General features: G+C 59.4%; 18 protein-coding genes and 1 pseudogene. 10 read left to right on the forward strand and 9 right to left on the reverse strand.

Annotated features, from left to right (window positions below; translation table 11 throughout):
* Position 1: 1 nt before the first annotated feature.
* The 3 genes from rnk to cyaY form a co-directional block, all read right to left on the reverse strand.
* On the reverse strand, positions 2-421 hold the full coding sequence (rnk, locus tag AD669_RS26315; protein WP_053124969.1) for a nucleoside diphosphate kinase regulator: 420 nt from the start codon (positions 419-421) through the stop codon (positions 2-4).
* A gap of 268 nt (positions 422-689) precedes the next feature.
* Positions 690-908 (reverse strand): DUF1289 domain-containing protein, encoded by a 219-nt coding sequence (locus AD669_RS28335; RefSeq protein WP_082341499.1) that lies wholly within the window; start codon positions 906-908, stop codon positions 690-692.
* A 4-nt stretch (positions 909-912) separates the two neighbouring features.
* Positions 913-1,245, reverse strand: a complete 333-nt coding sequence (gene cyaY, locus AD669_RS26320; protein WP_008084571.1) for an iron donor protein CyaY — start codon at positions 1,243-1,245, stop codon at positions 913-915.
* A gap of 318 nt (positions 1,246-1,563) precedes the next feature.
* On the opposite strand from cyaY, the gene AD669_RS28340 reads away from it, so the two are divergent.
* The 6 genes from AD669_RS28340 to AD669_RS26345 are packed head-to-tail and all read left to right on the forward strand — an operon-like array spanning position 1,564 to position 6,164.
* Positions 1,564-1,737, forward strand: a complete 174-nt coding sequence (locus tag AD669_RS28340; protein WP_082341500.1) for a lipoprotein — start codon at positions 1,564-1,566, stop codon at positions 1,735-1,737.
* A gap of 9 nt (positions 1,738-1,746) precedes the next feature.
* Positions 1,747-2,994 (forward strand): diaminopimelate decarboxylase, encoded by a 1,248-nt coding sequence (lysA, locus tag AD669_RS26325; RefSeq protein WP_053124971.1) that lies wholly within the window; start codon positions 1,747-1,749, stop codon positions 2,992-2,994.
* Between the two features lie 3 nt (positions 2,995-2,997).
* Complete coding sequence (dapF, locus tag AD669_RS26330; RefSeq protein WP_053124973.1) at positions 2,998-3,828, forward strand: diaminopimelate epimerase; 831 nt, start codon at positions 2,998-3,000, stop codon at positions 3,826-3,828.
* Positions 3,829-3,841: 13 nt separating this feature from the next.
* A complete protein-coding gene (locus tag AD669_RS26335) occupies positions 3,842-4,567 on the forward strand; it encodes a DUF484 family protein (RefSeq protein WP_053124974.1) in 726 nt (241 codons plus the stop codon).
* Between the two features lie 2 nt (positions 4,568-4,569).
* Positions 4,570-5,469 (forward strand): tyrosine recombinase XerC, encoded by a 900-nt coding sequence (gene xerC, locus AD669_RS26340; protein WP_053124977.1) that lies wholly within the window; start codon positions 4,570-4,572, stop codon positions 5,467-5,469.
* Positions 5,466-6,164, forward strand: a complete 699-nt coding sequence (locus tag AD669_RS26345; protein ID WP_053124979.1) for an HAD family hydrolase — start codon at positions 5,466-5,468, stop codon at positions 6,162-6,164. Before xerC ends, AD669_RS26345 begins: the two co-directional genes overlap by 4 nt.
* 143 nt (positions 6,165-6,307) lie before the next feature.
* Here AD669_RS26345 and sutA read toward each other — a convergent pair whose 3' ends face one another.
* The 4 genes from sutA to glnK form a co-directional block, all read right to left on the reverse strand.
* Positions 6,308-6,634: a transcriptional regulator SutA gene (gene sutA, locus AD669_RS26350; protein WP_007920420.1), complete on the reverse strand. Its 327-nt coding sequence runs from the start codon at positions 6,632-6,634 to the stop codon at positions 6,308-6,310.
* 102 nt (positions 6,635-6,736) lie between these two features.
* Positions 6,737-7,162, reverse strand: a complete 426-nt coding sequence (locus AD669_RS26355; protein ID WP_007920418.1) for a secondary thiamine-phosphate synthase enzyme YjbQ — start codon at positions 7,160-7,162, stop codon at positions 6,737-6,739.
* Positions 7,163-7,378: 216 nt separating this feature from the next.
* On the reverse strand, positions 7,379-8,716 hold the full coding sequence (locus tag AD669_RS26360) for an ammonium transporter (protein ID WP_016985874.1): 1,338 nt from the start codon (positions 8,714-8,716) through the stop codon (positions 7,379-7,381).
* Positions 8,717-8,754: 38 nt separating this feature from the next.
* Positions 8,755-9,093: a P-II family nitrogen regulator gene (glnK, locus tag AD669_RS26365; RefSeq protein ID WP_002555808.1), complete on the reverse strand. Its 339-nt coding sequence runs from the start codon at positions 9,091-9,093 to the stop codon at positions 8,755-8,757.
* Between the two features lie 414 nt (positions 9,094-9,507).
* Here glnK and AD669_RS26370 point away from each other — a divergent pair, with 414 nt between their 5' ends.
* The 4 genes and pseudogenes from AD669_RS26370 to AD669_RS26380 all read left to right on the forward strand — a co-directional run bounded on the left by AD669_RS26370 (position 9,508) and on the right by AD669_RS26380 (position 12,885).
* Positions 9,508-9,768 carry an accessory factor UbiK family protein gene (locus AD669_RS26370; RefSeq protein WP_008086041.1) on the forward strand — a complete coding sequence of 87 codons (261 nt, stop codon included), beginning with the start codon at positions 9,508-9,510 and terminating at the stop codon, positions 9,766-9,768.
* Between the two features lie 364 nt (positions 9,769-10,132).
* Positions 10,133-10,360 (forward strand): annotated as a pseudogene (locus tag AD669_RS26375) (phage antirepressor protein); the annotation flags it as partial.
* A 184-nt stretch (positions 10,361-10,544) separates the two neighbouring features.
* Positions 10,545-11,009 carry a hypothetical protein gene (locus tag AD669_RS28350; protein WP_082341502.1) on the forward strand — a complete coding sequence of 155 codons (465 nt, stop codon included), beginning with the start codon at positions 10,545-10,547 and terminating at the stop codon, positions 11,007-11,009.
* A 382-nt stretch (positions 11,010-11,391) separates the two neighbouring features.
* Positions 11,392-12,885: a YifB family Mg chelatase-like AAA ATPase gene (locus AD669_RS26380; RefSeq protein ID WP_053124981.1), complete on the forward strand. Its 1,494-nt coding sequence runs from the start codon at positions 11,392-11,394 to the stop codon at positions 12,883-12,885.
* On the opposite strand, the gene AD669_RS26385 is transcribed toward AD669_RS26380, so the two are convergent.
* Both AD669_RS26385 and AD669_RS26390 read right to left on the reverse strand, forming a co-directional pair.
* Positions 12,882-14,096, reverse strand: coding sequence for an aldose 1-epimerase family protein (locus tag AD669_RS26385; RefSeq protein ID WP_053124983.1), 1,215 nt, complete (start codon positions 14,094-14,096; stop codon positions 12,882-12,884). The genes AD669_RS26380 and AD669_RS26385 overlap by 4 nt on opposite strands.
* A 219-nt stretch (positions 14,097-14,315) precedes the next feature.
* Positions 14,316-16,292 carry a methyl-accepting chemotaxis protein gene (locus AD669_RS26390; protein WP_053124985.1) on the reverse strand — a complete coding sequence of 659 codons (1,977 nt, stop codon included), beginning with the start codon at positions 16,290-16,292 and terminating at the stop codon, positions 14,316-14,318.
* Positions 16,293-16,429: the final 137 nt, after the last annotated feature.

Genomic DNA, 16,429 nt, shown 5'->3' on the forward strand with positions numbered 1-16,429 from the left:
ATTACTCGGGGAACGCGCCACCGTTGGCCGGTTGCGATTCGACTTCGAGCAAGGTCAGCTTGAGAGTCTTGCCACCCGGTGCCGGCCAGTCGATGTGCTGACCGACTTTCAGGCCCAGCAGCGCACTGCCGACCGGCGCCAGAATGGAGATCTTGCCTTCGTCGGCGTTGGCATCCTTGGGATAGACCAGCGTCAGGTGGTAATCCTTGCCACTGCCTTCTTCGCGGCAATGCACGCGGGAATTCATGGTCACGACATCGGCGGGCACTTCATCGTGGCCGACCACGGTGTCGGCGCGATCCAGTTCGGTTTGCAGCGCAATCACGCCCGGCGCAGCCTGGTCTTTCTCGTTCAGGTTGTCGATCAAGCGCTCCAGACGTTGCACGTCCAGACGGGTAAGGGTGATGGAAGGTGCGGTCATGATCCGGGCAGTCTCCTTTCTTCTGCACATAAAAAGCAAAACCCCGCCAAAAAAGACGGGGTTTTCACCGTGCCTCGGTGGTTTGAGGCGTCTGCGGACACTATCACAGCTCAAAAATTATACAAGCCACCCTGCCCCAGCCCCCACTTATCCATCCGGGAACCTTTGTGGCGAGGGGATTTATCCCCGATGGGTCGTGCAGCGGCCCCAGGCTTTTGAGACTGCTGCGCAGTCTGTCGGGGATAAATCCCCTCACCACAGGATCGAGTCAGGCTTGAGTGCGGCGCTCGGTGGCTTGGGCGCAGATGACCCGCCGGCGCTGATCATCTGCCGAGCGCCATTCGCGAATGTCTTCAACATGCCGAAAGCAGCCTAGGCAAACCTTCTGCTCATCCAGCCGGCAAACCCCGCTGCACGGCGAAGGCACGGCCGCGCTGACATTGCTGTAAAGCGGCTTCGGCGGACGAACAGGAGCGGTATCAGTCACGGAATCACAGACCTTCGAAATCGAAATCGGCGCCGGCCTGCTGCTTGACGATGCGCTCGAGCATTTCGCCCAGTTGCTCTTCGCTCTTGTCGCACATCCAGCGCTCGCTTTCTTCGTCGTAATCAAAGTGGAAACCACCGGACACGGCCGCCAGCCATAGCTGACGCAGCGGCTCCTGACGGCTGAAGATCAGCTGCGAGCCGTTTTCGAACTTGACGGTGAGCACACCGGCAGAGTTCTCCATGTCGATATCCAGGTCACTTTCATCAAAGATGTCTTCCAGTTTTTCCTGGGTTTCATCGACCAGATCGTGGAAACGGGCTTCGGACAAACTCATTGCGGCAACCTCAAAAAATGTTCTGATCAGGCTCAAGCGCCGAAAGATACGGACGCTTCCGGCCGATTGCAAAGATTAACGACCAAGCACCCTCACCACCCTTTGTAGGAGCAAAGCTTGCTCGCGAACGCGGTCAATCATTCAACAATGATGCTGACTGATACAACGCTTTCGCGAGCAAGCTCTGCTCCTACAGGGGATTGCGGCGATCCGGGCTGCTTTGGGCAAGCCCCGCCGGACGGGAAGGCCATCACATAGGCAAGCTGCCGGGTGGCCGGTATACTCCGGCGCAATTAACGCATTTTCAAGGATTTCGCCATGAAGCGCCTGATCTCTTCCCTTGCTGCGCTCGTCGCGGTTGCCTGCCTTGTTTCGGCCTGCGGTCAAAAAGGCCCGCTGTACCTGCCCGATGACACTCAGGATCCGGCCGAGCAAGCCAAATCGTCGCAAAAACAACCGGCTTCCAAAGCACACAAGCACGACGTTTATTAAGGGATCGCCATGGACGCTTTTAACTACCGTGGCGGGGAGCTGTTTGCGGAAGGTGTGGCGCTGTCCGCCATCGCCGACCGCTTCGGCACCCCTACCTACGTTTACTCGCGCGCACACATCGAAGCGCAGTATCTGGCTTACGCCGATGCGCTGGCCGGCATGCCGCACCTGGTCTGCTTTGCGGTCAAAGCCAACTCCAACCTCGGCGTTCTGAATGTCCTGGCCCGTCTCGGCGCCGGTTTCGACATCGTTTCCCGGGGCGAGCTGGAACGCGTCCTCGCCGCTGGCGGCAGCGCTGACAAGATCGTGTTCTCCGGCGTCGGCAAGACCCGTGATGACATGCGTCGCGCCCTCGAAGTCGGCGTGCACTGCTTCAACGTCGAATCCACCGACGAGCTCGAGCGCCTGCAAGTCGTGGCTGCCGAGCTGGGCGTTCGCGCACCGGTTTCGTTGCGTGTGAACCCGGACGTCGATGCCGGCACCCACCCGTACATTTCCACCGGTCTCAAAGAGAACAAGTTTGGCATCGCCATTGCCGACGCCGAAGACGTGTACGTGCGCGCCGCGCATCTGCCGAACCTGGAAGTGGTCGGTGTCGACTGCCACATCGGTTCGCAACTGACCACGCTGCCACCGTTCCTCGATGCGCTCGACCGTCTGCTGGATCTGGTTGATCGTCTCGGCGATTGCGGCATTCACCTGCGCCACATCGATCTCGGTGGTGGTTTGGGCGTGCGTTATCGCGATGAAGAGCCGCCATTGGCTGCCGACTACATCAAAGCCGTACGCGAGCGTCTTAACGGTCGTGATCTGGCGCTGGTGTTCGAGCCGGGCCGCTACATCGTTGCCAACGCCGGCGTGCTGCTGACTCAGGTCGAGTACCTCAAGCACACTGAACACAAAGACTTCGCCATCGTCGATGCGGCGATGAACGACCTGATCCGCCCGGCGCTGTATCAGGCGTGGATGGACGTTACCGCGGTCAAACCGCGTGATACTGCTGCGCGCAAATACGACATCGTCGGCCCGATCTGCGAAACCGGCGACTTCCTCGCCAAAGATCGCGAATTGGCTCTGGCCGAAGGCGATCTGCTGGCCGTGCATTCGGCCGGCGCCTACGGTTTTGTGATGAGCTCCAACTACAACACCCGTGGCCGTGCCGCTGAAGTGTTGGTAGACGGTGATCAGGCTTTTGAAGTGCGTCGCCGCGAGACCGTGGCCGAGCTGTTTGCCGGCGAAAGCCTGCTGCCGGAGTAACCCATGCTGCTGCGTTTTACTAAAATGCACGGCTTGGGCAATGACTTCATGGTTCTCGACCTGGTCAGCCAGCACGCGCATATTCAGCCAAAGCACGCCAAGCAATGGGGCGACCGCCACACTGGCATTGGTTTCGACCAATTGCTGATCGTCGAGGCGCCGAGCAATCCGGACGTGGATTTCCGTTATCGGATCTTCAACTCCGACGGCTCGGAAGTTGAGCAGTGCGGCAACGGTGCGCGCTGCTTTGCGCGCTTCGTGCTCGACAAGCGTCTGACCGCCAAACGGCAGATTCGCGTCGAAACCAAGGGCGGCATCATCGAGCTGGACGTGCGTAACGACGGCCAGATCGGCGTGAACATGGGCGCCCCGCGTCTGGTGCCTGCGGACATTCCGTTCGACGCACCGGCGCAAGCCATCAGCTATCAACTGGAAGTCGATGGCACCACGGTCGAACTGGCCGCTGTGTCGATGGGCAACCCTCACGCGGTACTGCGCGTGCAGGACATCAACAACGCGCCAGTGCATGAACTGGGGCCGAAAATCGAACATCACCCGCGCTTCCCCGCGCGCGTGAACGTCGGTTTTCTCCAGGTCATCGACCGCAACCGCGCGCAACTGCGTGTGTGGGAACGTGGCGCCGGGGAAACCCAGGCCTGCGGTACCGGCGCATGTGCGGCGGCGGTCGCGGCCATCAGTCAGGGGTGGATGGATTCGCCGCTGTTGATCGACTTGCCCGGCGGGCGTCTGTCCATTGAATGGGCAGGCCCTGGCCAACCGGTGCTGATGACCGGTCCGGCAGTGCGTGTATACGAAGGACAAGTGCGTCTTTGAGTGAGCAAAAACCATGACCGATAAGCCTCAGGTACCCGCCCGACAGTCCGACGAATCAGCGTCCGAGAGCCTGGAGGCGGCAGCGGTTGCTGCGTACCTTGAGGCGCATCCGGACTTCTTCGTCGAGCACGAAGAACTGCTGCCCGCCCTGCGCATTCCGCACCAGCGCGGCGACACCGTTTCGCTGGTCGAGCGGCAGATGACCATCCTCCGTGATCGCAACATCGAGATGCGTCACCGCCTCTCGCAGTTGATGGACGTCGCCCGCGACAACGATCGCCTGTTCGACAAAACCCGTCGCCTGATTCTTTCCTTGATGGATGCCAGCAGCCTGGAAGACGTGGTGATCAGCGTCGAAGACAGTCTGCGTCAGGATTTCCAAGTGCCTTTTGTCAGCCTGATTTTGCTCGGCGACAACCCGGCACCGGTTGGCCGTTGGGTCACCCACGCCGACGCGCAAGTCGCCATCGGCGGCTTGCTCACCGAAGGCAAAAGCGTCAGCGGCAGCCTGCGCGAACATGAACTGGACTTCCTCTTCGGCGAAGAACAGCGCAAGCAGATCGGCTCCACCGCCGTCGTCGCGGTCAGCCATCAAGGCATCCACGGCATTCTGGCAATTGCCAGCCGTGATCCGCAGCACTACAAGAGTTCGGTCGGTACGCTGTTCCTCAGCTACATCGCCGAAGTCATGGGTCGCGTGTTGCCACGAGTCAACAGCTCCCTGCGCTCGGTACGCTGAGCATGGAACGACAACTGGACGCTTACTGCGAACACCTGCGCAGTGAGCGACAGGTGTCGCCGCACACGCTCTCGGCCTACCGCCGCGACCTCGATAAAGTCCTCGGCTGGTGCATCAAGCAGAACATCGGCAGTTGGGCGGCGCTGGATATTCAGCGCCTGCGCAGCCTGATCGCCCGCCTGCATGCGCAAGGCCAGTCCTCACGCAGCCTCGCCCGGTTGCTCTCAGCGGTGCGCGGGCTCTATCACTATCTGAATCGCGAAGGCCTTTGCGACCATGATCCGGCGACCGGTCTGGCGCCACCGAAAGGCGAGCGCCGCCTGCCGAAAACCCTCGACACTGACCGTGCGCTGCAACTGCTGGAAGGTGCGGTCGAGGATGATTTTCTCGCGCGTCGGGATCAGGCGATTCTGGAGTTGTTCTACTCCTCCGGTCTGCGCCTCTCCGAGCTGACCGGGCTTAATCTTGATCAACTTGATCTGGCCGATGGCATGGTGCAAGTCCTCGGCAAGGGCAGCAAAACCCGTCTGCTGCCGGTAGGAAAAAAGGCCCGCGAAGCCATCGAACAATGGCTGCCATTGCGCGCGATGACCAACCCGGCGGACGACGCCGTGTTCGTCAGCCAGCAAGGTCGACGCCTTGGCCCGCGAGCGATTCAGGTGCGGGTCAAACTGGCCGGCGAACGCGAGCTCGGGCAGAACCTGCACCCGCACATGCTGCGGCATTCCTTCGCCAGCCATCTGCTCGAATCCTCACAGGATCTGCGCGCGGTGCAGGAATTGCTCGGCCACTCCGACATCAAGACCACGCAGATCTACACCCACCTGGACTTCCAGCACCTGGCGGCGGTCTACGACAGTGCCCATCCACGGGCCAAACGCATGAAAGGCGACGATTCATGAGCATCCAGTTGATCACCTTCGACCTCGACGACACCCTGTGGGATACCGCCCCGGTGATCGTTAGCGCCGAAGCGGTATTGCGCGAATGGCTGAGCGAACATGCGCCGAATCTGGGCGCGGTGCCGGTCGAGCATTTGTGGGCGATTCGTGAGCGTGTGCTGACCAATGAACCGGGGCTGAAACATCGCATCAGCGCGTTGCGTCGGCGGGTGTTGTTTCATGCGATGGAGGACGCCGGCTACGCCCATGGCGAAGCCACCGACCTGGCAGACAAGGGCTTTGAAGTGTTTCTGCATGCGCGACATCAGATTGAAGTGTTCCCTGAAGTCGAGCCGGTGCTGGAGATCCTCGCCAATCATTACGCCCTTGGCGTGGTTACCAACGGCAACGCCGATGTGCGTCGATTGGGCCTGGCGGATTACTTCAAGTTTGCACTTTGTGCGGAAGATATCGGCATCGCCAAACCGGACGCGCGGCTTTTTCATGAGGCTCTGCAACGCGGTGGCGCCACCGCCGAAACCGCCGTGCACATCGGCGATCATCCGGGTGATGACATTGCCGGCGCACAACAGGCGGGGTTACGGGCAATCTGGTTTAACCCGGCGGGCAAAGCCTGGGAAGCGGATCGTCTGCCGGATGCTGAAATCCGTAGCCTCAGCGATTTGCCAGCCGTGCTTGCACGCTGGAACCGCTGAAAAGATCGCAGCCTTCGGCAGCTCCTACAGGGGAACGCATTCCAATGTAGGAGCTGCCGAAGGCTGCGATCTTTTGATCTTTTCATCACCCATGAAAAAGCCCGCAGCGACGGCGGGCTTTTTCAGCAAGCAAGCGGCACGCCTCAGATAGGGCGGCTGCCGTACTTGTTGTCCGGCTTCTTCGGAGGATCGGCGACCACATTGGCCTCCACTTCCTGCACTTTTCCGCCGCGCGACAGGAACTCTTCCATGGCCTTGGCCAGGGCGTCGCGTTCCTTGTTCTTGGCTTCAATGCTCGGCAACTCATCTACCGACACCGCAGCCTTGGCTTTGCCTTTCGCAGCCGGGGCCGGCGTATCGTCACCGCCATCGTCGTCAGCAACGTCTTCCGCTGCTGCTTCCAGGCCTTCCTCGGCCTCGTCTTCGTCGCCTACTTCGAGGTCGTCGTTTTCCAGATCATCGTCGCTCATGTTCTACCTCATGACTTGCGAAAAGCAGATTAGTTATAGACCAGCTTTGGCAACTGTCGAAAGTCGCCGTTAAAAAATCAGTAACCATTGGTGACCAACGGTTTATGCCCCTTCACCGTGCAAGGTGGCGAGGACTTTACGGGCACCGCCATGATCACGGTGCTCGCCCAGATAAACACCTTGCCAGGTACCCAGTGCCAGTCGCCCTGCCGACACCGGCAGACTGATCTGACAACCAAGCACGCTGGCCTTGAAGTGCGCCGGGAGGTCGTCCAGGCCTTCGTCGTTATGCTCATAGCCGTCTGTTCCTTGTGGGATCAGACGATTGAAAAATCGTTCGAAGTCGCGACGTACCGCCGGATCGGCGTTCTCGTTGATGGTCAACGACGCCGAGGTATGCTGCAGCCACAAATGCAACAGACCGACCCGGCACTCCCTGAGTTCAGGCAGGCCAGCGAGTAACTCGTCCGTTACCAGATGAAAGCCCCGGGGCCGTGCCCGCAGGGTAATCAGAGTCTGTTGCCACATACAGTTCTCCGCACGTTCGGGGCGCATTCTAGCGCGCTCTGGGAAAAAACAAAGGCCCTAATACGCGTGCAATGACGTAAGCGTTTGGCCGGTGAAAAACCGTCGTCGTAAACACGACTAAAGGCGTACGAAAAATCCTTTCAGCCTGTCGCTTAATGACAAATCCCGGACAAAAAAATGCCCGGCGAACCGGGCAATTTTTTTCAGTGCGCGTACTTACAGGTTGTAGCCGCGTTCGTTGTGTTGTGCCAGATCGAGGCCGACCGATTCTTCTTCCTCGGTCACACGCAGACCCATGACGGCGTCCAGTACCTTGAGGATGATGAAGGTGACGATCGCGGTGTAGATCACCGTGAAGCCGACGCCTTTTACCTGAATCCAGACTTGCGCGCCGATATCGGTGACGGTGCCGAAGCCACCCAGAGCCGGCGCAGCGAAGACACCGGTAAGGATCGCGCCGAGAATACCGCCGATACCGTGTACGCCGAACGCGTCCAGGGAATCGTCATAACCGAGTTTGCGTTTCAGGGTGGTGGCGCAGAAGAAGCACACCACGCCTGCGGCCAGACCGATTACCAGTGCGCCCATCGGGCCCACGGTGCCGGCAGCCGGAGTGATCGCGACCAGACCGGCAACCACACCCGAAGCAATGCCCAGTGCGCTTGGCTTGCCGTGAGTGACCCACTCGGCAAACATCCAGCCCAGCGCCGCCGCAGCGGTAGCGATTTGGGTAACCAGCATCGCCATGCCAGCAGTGCCGTTGGCCGCCGCAGCGGAACCGGCGTTGAAGCCGAACCAGCCGACCCACAGCATCGCCGCGCCCATCAGGGTGTAACCGAGGTTGTGCGGAGCCATCGGGGTGGTCGGGAAGCCTTTACGCTTGCCCAACACCAGGCAGCAGATCAGACCAGCGACACCGGCGTTGATGTGCACCACGGTGCCGCCCGCGAAGTCGAGCACGCCCCAGTCCCACATCAGGCCGCCGTTGCCGGACCAGACCATGTGTGCGATCGGCGCGTAAACCAAGGTGAACCAGATGCCCATGAAGATCAGCATCGCGGAGAACTTCATCCGCTCGGCGAACGCACCGACGATCAGCGCCGGGGTGATGATCGCGAAGGTCATCTGGAAGGTGATGAACACCGCCTCAGGGAACAGCGCCGCAGGACCGGTCAGGCTCGAAGGCGTGACACCGGCGAGGAACGCCTTGCCCATGCCGCCGAAGAACGAGTTGAAGTTGACGACGCCCTGCTCCATGCCGGTGGTGTCGAACGCAATGCTGTAGCCATAAATGACCCACAGGATGCTGATCAGACCGGTAATGGCGAAGCACTGCATCATCACGGAAAGAATGTTTTTCGAGCGAACCATGCCGCCGTAGAACAGCGCCAGGCCCGGGATGGTCATGAACAGCACGAGTGCCGTCGAGGTGAGCATCCAGGCAGTGTCGCCGGAATTGAGGACTGGGGCCGCCACTTCGTCTGCCGCCATTGCAAGGCTGGGCATTACGATGGACAACAGGGCTCCTAGCCCTGCGAATTTACGCAGAGTCATATTGTTTTCTCCTGGGGCGTTGGGGTTTGTGGCGGCGTTTAAATCGCGTCGGTATCGGTTTCGCCGGTACGGATGCGAATCGCCTGTTCCAGATTGACCACGAAGATCTTGCCGTCACCGATCTTGCCGGTGTTGGCCGCCTTGGTTATCGCCTCGATAACCCGATCCAGATCCTTGTCGTCGATGGCCACGTCGATTTTCACCTTGGGCAGAAAATCGACCACATATTCCGCGCCGCGATACAGCTCGGTGTGACCCTTCTGCCGGCCGAAGCCTTTGACTTCAGTAACGGTAATGCCCTGCACGCCGATTTCGGACAGCGACTCGCGCACGTCGTCCAACTTGAACGGCTTGATGATGGCAGTGACTAGCTTCATGAAAACTCTCTCCCGAATTGGTGGACTTGCCCCAGGAAAACAAACCCGACTCAAGTCTAAGCGCAGTGCCTGGCTTTGTAACGCATCGTCGGCCGTACCTGCCCGACTGACGCCAGCTAACCGCTGCCGACGAAACTCCCCGCTCCGTCTGCCGCACTGCATTCGTCACAGCGACTGCATCAGTGCATGGGTCGAAGGTGACTAAGCAGAAACCTTGCCATCTCGCCAAAAACCTCTGATTTCAATCCCTTGGCCGCTGCCGCACGCCATCCCGCACAAAACGCCCTGCGGATACGCACAACAACGGTGCGTCGCCGTCCGTCCGCCTGCGCGAAAAGCGTGCATCCCTGACCACGGGATTGACTATAGACACTGCGTGATACACTGCCGGCCATTGTTTCCAGGACATCCACCATGCTCGCGCCCAAAGACTTCCTCGACGCCCTGAGCGGCACCGCCTCCCGCCTGTTCAACGGCGACACCCCGCTGCCGAAAGCCGAAATCGAAAGCCAGTTCAAGATGCTGCTGCAGAGTGCGTTCAGCAAACTCGATCTGGTGAGCCGTGAAGAATTCGACAGCCAGATGGTCGTACTGGCCCGCACTCGCGCCCGCCTCGAAAGCCTCGAAGCCAAAGTCGCCGAAATGGAAGCCAAGCTGACACCGCCCGCTGAATAATCCGCGCCCCCTGTAGGAGCTGCCGAAGGCTGCGATCTTTTGATCTCCAGCCCTTCAACCATCCCGGCAACGTCCTACAACCTGCACCACCGCCGTCCGATTGCGCCGAAAAGCCCAGGTTTCTAAGCTCACCCGATGCTGAATGTTCAGCAGCGGGTTTGGCGACCTGGATCGAATTTGACGCAATGCAACTAAACTCACAGAGAGGTTTTTTCTCTCAACGAGTTATGGCGGCTTTGCGTGGGAGACCTCAGGGTCTGCCGGTTTCGAATTCACCGGTTCGCCAACCCGCGCATAGCTGCCACCCTTTTCGTTTGGCGACGAACAGAAGCAGTTTTCTTCACTTGAATTCGAGAACTGAACCATGGACGAAAACTACCTGACACCTAACATCTTCACCCGCCACAAACTCCCCCTCCACGCCCTCCTCATCCAGAACCAACCCTGGTTCTGCGCCCGAGACCTGAGTCGCCTGCTGCACATCTACCTCAACGAACGCATGCTGCGAAAACTCGACCCCGACCAATACCAAACCCGCAAAACCCTGATCCACAACCAGATCGAAAACACCCTGCTGATCAGCGAATCGGGCAAACCGTTTCGCCGGCGTCCTACAACTATTAGGGCATAACCCTACGAGAATCAGCGTCTGCGCCTGATTCCGTGAGTTCTTCGCTGTGATTAGGCTGATGGCTTTCGCCTGCGCTGGTCGATCCTATTCGTCGAGTTCCAGGCAATACACATTGATCGCCAGACACTCTGGTTCTGGATCCCTCTTGTCTGATTTGCTTAAGCTCAAAGAAAACACGCTGGTTCAGCATCCAGATGGTGGTTACACCTTTGGCACGATCCCCGATATGCCAAAATTCGGCTTGCCAGGCGGGAAGATTTATCTGCGTGTAGGTATCCACCGTCGAGCGAATAGTGGTTTTGGCGTAGTGCACATTTGGGAAGCCCATAGTGCCGATTTGCTCAAGCATGGTTGCCAGACTGCCGATGGGATAGCAGCGATTGTTGCGAAAATGATTGTCCCGGGAGCACAAATCTATTGTGAGTTCAAAGAACAGCGATGTGGAAACAGGATCGCGGTACTGAGGACATCTATGGGAACACTGATTCTTGAACCGCGACACGAGCGCGCCACAGGATTTGGTTACTTCGTGGTGACTTGGTACCCGCAAAAACGCGCACATGGCACGTTAGTAGGGCAGATACCACGAGCACCATCAAATCAGAAATAAAAAAGGCGTCCGATGGACGCCTTTTAAGTTTTTTTTGAGGAGTAGTCGCAGCGATTCTTTAGCTCCGGGCTTTACGGCCTTGGGTTCAGAATCCGACAGGCTAGCCCGTCGTCACTACTTCAGAGAAACCAGCTTTCTCTGCTGCCAAAAATGCGGGGGAGCTTTTGCTGGTGCCCAGTCCCGACGAATGCGCAGTTGCAGTCCTCGAACAGGATGATCCGTCAATGCCGGTCGAGAGTCAACGCTCCAATTCAGGCAAGCAGTGACAGCCCATCGGGTCTTGATACGTCTTGTAAACCTCTATTTCAGCACTGAAACCCGGCTCAACTACCCTTAAAAAACCCGCAGGAAGCGGCTCCCCGATTCAGCTCAAGGAACGACCATGTCCCTCTCCATCGTCCACAGTCGCGCCCAGATTGGCGTGGAAGCCCCCGCTGTTACCGTCGAAGTCCATCTGGCCAACGGTCTGCCGTCGCTGACCATGGTCGGCCTGCCCGAGGCGGCTGTGAAGGAGAGCAAGGATCGGGTGCGCAGCGCGATCATCAATTCCGGGCTGCAGTTTCCGGCGCGGCGGATCACTTTGAATCTGGCGCCGGCGGATCTGCCCAAGGATGGCGGGCGGTTTGATCTGGCGATTGCCTTGGGGATTCTGTCGGCGAGTGTGCAGGTGCCGTGTCTGACGCTGGATGATGTGGAATGTCTTGGTGAGTTGGCGCTGTCCGGCGCCGTACGAGCGGTGCGTGGCGTGTTGCCGGCAGCATTGGCGGCGCGCAAGGCGGGTCGTGCGCTGGTGGTGCCGCGAGCGAATGCTGAGGAAGCCTGTCTGGCATCGGGGTTGAAAGTGTTTGCGGTGGATCATCTGCTGGAGGCGGTGGCGCATTTCAATGGCCATACGCCGGTTGAACCGTATGTCTCGAACGGCCTGATGTACGCCAGCAAACCCTATCCCGATCTCAACGAAGTCCAAGGTCAATCAGCTGCCAAACGTGCGCTGCTGATTGCCGCGGCGGGCGCGCATAACCTGTTGTTCAGCGGCCCGCCGGGGACGGGCAAAACCTTGTTGGCCAGTCGCCTGCCCGGGTTGCTGCCACCACTCGCGGAAAGCGAGGCGCTGGAAGTGGCGGCCATTCAATCGGTCGCCAGTTGCGTGCCGCTGACCCACTGGCCGCAGCGGCCGTTTCGCCAGCCGCATCACTCGGCATCCGGCCCGGCACTGGTCGGTGGCAGCTCGAAACCGCAACCCGGTGAAATCACCCTCGCCCACCACGGCGTGCTGTTTCTCGATGAATTGCCGGAGTTTGATCGCAAGGTTCTGGAGGTGCTGCGCGAGCCATTGGAGTCCGGACACATCGTGATTTCCCGAGCCAAGGATCGCGTGCGTTTTCCGGCGCGCTTTCAATTGGTGGCGGCAATGAATCCATGTCCCTGTGGATATCTTGGCGAGCCCAGCGGCAAATGTTCCTGTACACCGGACATGGTGCAGCGCTATCGCAACAAGCTATCGGGGCCGCTGCTGGATCGAATTGATCTGCACCTGACGGTCGCGCGGGAGGCGACGGCTCTGAATCCGCAGGTAAAGCCGGGAGAGGACAGTGCCACCGCCGCTGCTTTGGTCGCCGAGGCGCGCGAACGGCAGCAGAAACGTCAGGGCTGCGCCAATGCATTTCTTGATTTGCCGGGGCTGAAGCGGCACTGCGCGTTATCCACAGCCGATGAAAAATGGCTCGAGTCGGCCTGTGAGCGATTAACGCTTTCGCTGCGCTCGGCCCATCGCCTGCTCAAAGTCGCCCGGACACTGGCAGACCTTGAGCAAGTCGATGCGATCAAACGCGAACACTTGGCCGAGGCGCTGCAATATCGGCCGGCGACACCTTAATGCTCGGTCAGATCCACCAGCGGCGTCTGCCGCACTTCGGTGTCGCGTCCGGCCTGAATCTCGGTCACACGCTTCAAGGCGTTATCCACAGCACCTTTGTCTGCGAGCAGGCTGTAGCTGATCTGGAACTGTTTGCGTTCCTTCGGTGCGATGGTCGGCACCAGATTCAACGGACGCTGATAGCGGCGGTTGTAAGAAAAACTGGTGCCCGGCTCCAGCCCCGTGACATAGCCCTGCCCTTGGGTATCAGTGTTTTTCCACAGAGAGAACACTGGCAACTGCTGGGTATTGAAGCCAACAGAAACACCAAGGCTGCCCGCCTTGTTATGCAGAACAGTCAGCGTTTCACCTTTGGCGTCGGCATAGGGCACGACGTTGTAGACGGTTTCGTCGTAGTCCTTGGTCGGCGCACGATAAGTCTGCCAGTCAGCCAGATCGCCCTGGGCCTTGTCGTTGAACGGCGAGACCTGTTTCACCGGTGCAGCAAAACGGGCGCCCTGCTCGAGGAACGGCGTGCTGAAATTGCTGTGATACAGCGCCTGGTATTCCTTTGGATAGTCGCCGTTGTTGGTCAGCGTATCGTTAAGTGCAAAGCGCACGCTGCCAGGTTCGGTGACCAGTTCAGTGACGACCGAGAAGTCGACTTTCTTGAAGGCCTGCTCTTTCAGCTCGCCGCGCAGACTGATGGCGTAGGGTGGCTTTTCGTCGATGTGCAGCGTGACGGTACTGGCCGGGATGTTGGCGGCGCGGCCATGCAAAGTCAGCAGTTCACCGTTGTCCATGCCGGGATGGCCAACCCATTCGTAACCGCAGCGGGCGACCAGCTCATTGAAGCCTTCCAGCCAACCCAGCCCACCGCGTCCGTTGAGTTCGATAAAGGCCGGGTTGACCACGTCCTTGACCGGCGAATCCCACCCCATGCGCACATTGCCGACAGAGGCTTGCAAGACATTCATGCCTCGGGTTGGTACCACCGAGAGTTTCATCGTGCCGTTATCGATATCAACGATGCTGACACCTTCCTGCCGCCCACCGTGCAAGGTACGCAGGCTTACGGAGAAGGGTTGGTCGGTTTTCACACCGAGCTGTTCACTGGTGATGCTCCAGTTTTGCGCGGGCTTGTTGGTATCGAGAAGGACGTAATCCCAGGCCATGGCGTGGGAAGCAGCAGTGAAAGCGCCGAGGGCGACGGCGAGTTTGAGCGGGGTCATGGCAGCAGCCTTTATTGGAGTTGTGCCATTTTTATAGCGCTGCGGAAACGTTTCAGCAAGTATGAAAGAGCAAGAGTACGAGTGTTTTATCCAGGATTGGCGGTGAGGCGATCACGAGCAGTCTCACTCCTACAGGGATCTTTGGTGATCACAAACATTGCGACCAACCGATACACCTGTAGGAGTGAGCCTGCTCGCGATAGCGATTTCAGCCACCCATCAACGAAACCGATCAACCTCGGCACGCAAGTCCGCCGCCAAGCCTTCCAGTTCCTTCGCCGTCACAGCCAGATTCGAAACAACCTCACGCTGCTCACTGTTGGCCAACGCAATGCTCTGCAGATTGCTGCTCAGCAATGTCGCGGTACTGCTCTGCTCCTGAGTCGCCGTGGTAATCGCGGCGAACTGCTGCCCCGCCGAACGGCTCTGCTCATCGATCCGCGCCAGCGCCGAGGCGACATTGGCGTTACGCGACAAGCCTTCCTGCATCAGCACATTGCCCTGCTCCATGGTGCTGATCGCGTTGCCGGTTTCCTGCTGAATGCTGTGGATCATCACCGAGATTTCATCGGTCGCCTGACGGGTACGCGAAGCCAGGCTGCGCACTTCATCCGCCACCACGGCAAAGCCGCGACCTTGCTCACCGGCCCGCGCCGCTTCAATTGCAGCGTTGAGCGCCAGCAAATTGGTCTGCTCGGCAATCGAGGTGATCACGCCAACGATGCCGCCGATTTCCTGCGAACGCTGGCCGAGGGTGTTGATCACTGTGGCGGTGCTGTTGAGGGCGCCAGCGATTTGCTCCAGAGAGGACGAAGCTTCTTCCATCGAGCTGCGGCCAATCTGCGTCTGCTGGGCGTTTTCCTGTGCCAGACGTTGCGTCGCGCCCATGTTGTCGGCAATGTTCAACGAGGTCGCGCTGAATTCTTCCACCGCGCCGGCCATGCTGGTGATTTCGCCGGACTGTTGCTCCATGCCTTCGTAAGCACCGCCAGACAAACCGGACAGTGCCTGCGCTCGGCTGTTGACCTCCGCGGAGGAACGGCGAATGTGCTCAACCATGGTCGACAGCGCCTGGCTCATCTGGTTGAACGCGCGCGACAACTGACCGATTTCGTCGTTACTCGCTACATTCAGACGCACGCTCAGATCACCGGCGCCCAAGGCTTCGGCCTGACGCACCAGATCACCCAGCGGTTGCAGTTTCGAACGCAGCAGCCACATCGCCGAACCGACCGCCAGCAACATCGCCAACAGGCTGCCAATCGCCAGTTGCGTGCCGACGCTCCAGGTCACTGCGCGAATCTCGGCTTTCGGCATGCTTGCCACCACCGACCACGGGCCGCCGTCGAACGGCACCGCGACGCTGTAGAAATCTTCGGACGTGTCGCCCCAGAACTGGCCTTTGCCCGGCGATTTCGCCAGATCCTTGATCAGCGGAATTGCTTGATCCAGCGCCTGCACGCCCGCTGGTGGAACCAGCCATTTGCTTTGCTCATCAAGCAACGCCAGCGAGCCGGTCTGACCGATGCGGAAGCGTTTGAGGTTATCGAACTGGGCATTCTGCGCATCGGTGTAATCGAAACCGACGAACAACACCGCAATCACTTTGCCGCTGCCATCGCGCACCGGGGTGTATTGGGTCATGTAGGAACGATCAAACAGCAAGGCGCGGCCGACATAACCCTGTCCGGCCATCAACTTCGCGTAGGCCGGATGGGCGTGATCGAGCAAGGTGCCGATGGCGCGGCTGCCGTCCTGTTTAGTCAGCGAGGTGCTGACGCGGATGAAGTCTTCGCCACTGCGCACGAACAACGTGGCGACGCCCGCGGTCATCTGCTTGAACTCGTCGACTTCCTTGAAGTTGTTGTTCAGCACTTCGCTGCCCAGATGCAGGCCCGGAGTCTGGGCGCCGGCAACACTCACTGGCTCGTCCGGATGAAGGCTCAACCCGCTGCTGAAACGCTTCTCGAACAACCCGCTGAGGCGCTGGGTGCTTTCGCGCAACGTGCCGTGGAAGGTACTCAGTTGGTCGGCCAGCAGCCGCGCCTCACTGGCCAGATGTTCTTCACGGGTGGCGAGGTTGGCGGTATCCAGCGAACGCAACGCGAACAGCGTACTGCCACTGATGACGACCGCCAGAATCACAGCAAGGGCAAGGCCCAGCTGCGAGGCAATCCGAGCGCGAGGTTGAGACATGAACAGCTCCTGGCCGAGCCAGCGGATCCTCCTTGATCGCAGCTGATGCTCGGAATAATTCTAATAATGGGGGTGAAGCATGGAGACCGGCACGACGGTTCCACTTGCTCATAGTCGGCGGTAAATCCGAATACTTG

Origin of the sequence: Pseudomonas sp. P1.31, from assembly GCF_001269815.1 — a bacterium.
In the GTDB taxonomy this organism is placed as follows: domain Bacteria; phylum Pseudomonadota; class Gammaproteobacteria; order Pseudomonadales; family Pseudomonadaceae; genus Aquipseudomonas; species Aquipseudomonas rustica.

What these genes read in the sequence shown, in the direction of transcription:
- rnk (WP_053124969.1), bottom strand. Translation starts at nt 421, where the DNA reads ATGACCGCACCTTCCATCACCCTTACCCGTCTGGACGTGCAACGTCTG.
- cyaY (WP_008084571.1), bottom strand. Translation starts at nt 1,245, where the DNA reads ATGAGTTTGTCCGAAGCCCGTTTCCACGATCTGGTCGATGAAACCCAG.
- AD669_RS28340 (WP_082341500.1), top strand. Translation starts at nt 1,564, where the DNA reads ATGAAGCGCCTGATCTCTTCCCTTGCTGCGCTCGTCGCGGTTGCCTGC.
- lysA (WP_053124971.1), top strand. Translation starts at nt 1,747, where the DNA reads ATGGACGCTTTTAACTACCGTGGCGGGGAGCTGTTTGCGGAAGGTGTG.
- dapF (WP_053124973.1), top strand. Translation starts at nt 2,998, where the DNA reads ATGCTGCTGCGTTTTACTAAAATGCACGGCTTGGGCAATGACTTCATG.
- AD669_RS26335 (WP_053124974.1), top strand. Translation starts at nt 3,842, where the DNA reads ATGACCGATAAGCCTCAGGTACCCGCCCGACAGTCCGACGAATCAGCG.
- xerC (WP_053124977.1), top strand. Translation starts at nt 4,570, where the DNA reads ATGGAACGACAACTGGACGCTTACTGCGAACACCTGCGCAGTGAGCGA.
- AD669_RS26345 (WP_053124979.1), top strand. Translation starts at nt 5,466, where the DNA reads ATGAGCATCCAGTTGATCACCTTCGACCTCGACGACACCCTGTGGGAT.
- sutA (WP_007920420.1), bottom strand. Translation starts at nt 6,634, where the DNA reads ATGAGCGACGATGATCTGGAAAACGACGACCTCGAAGTAGGCGACGAA.
- AD669_RS26355 (WP_007920418.1), bottom strand. Translation starts at nt 7,162, where the DNA reads ATGTGGCAACAGACTCTGATTACCCTGCGGGCACGGCCCCGGGGCTTT.
- AD669_RS26360 (WP_016985874.1), bottom strand. Translation starts at nt 8,716, where the DNA reads ATGACTCTGCGTAAATTCGCAGGGCTAGGAGCCCTGTTGTCCATCGTA.
- glnK (WP_002555808.1), bottom strand. Translation starts at nt 9,093, where the DNA reads ATGAAGCTAGTCACTGCCATCATCAAGCCGTTCAAGTTGGACGACGTG.
- AD669_RS26370 (WP_008086041.1), top strand. Translation starts at nt 9,508, where the DNA reads ATGCTCGCGCCCAAAGACTTCCTCGACGCCCTGAGCGGCACCGCCTCC.
- AD669_RS26380 (WP_053124981.1), top strand. Translation starts at nt 11,392, where the DNA reads ATGTCCCTCTCCATCGTCCACAGTCGCGCCCAGATTGGCGTGGAAGCC.
- AD669_RS26385 (WP_053124983.1), bottom strand. Translation starts at nt 14,096, where the DNA reads ATGACCCCGCTCAAACTCGCCGTCGCCCTCGGCGCTTTCACTGCTGCT.
- AD669_RS26390 (WP_053124985.1), bottom strand. Translation starts at nt 16,292, where the DNA reads ATGTCTCAACCTCGCGCTCGGATTGCCTCGCAGCTGGGCCTTGCCCTT.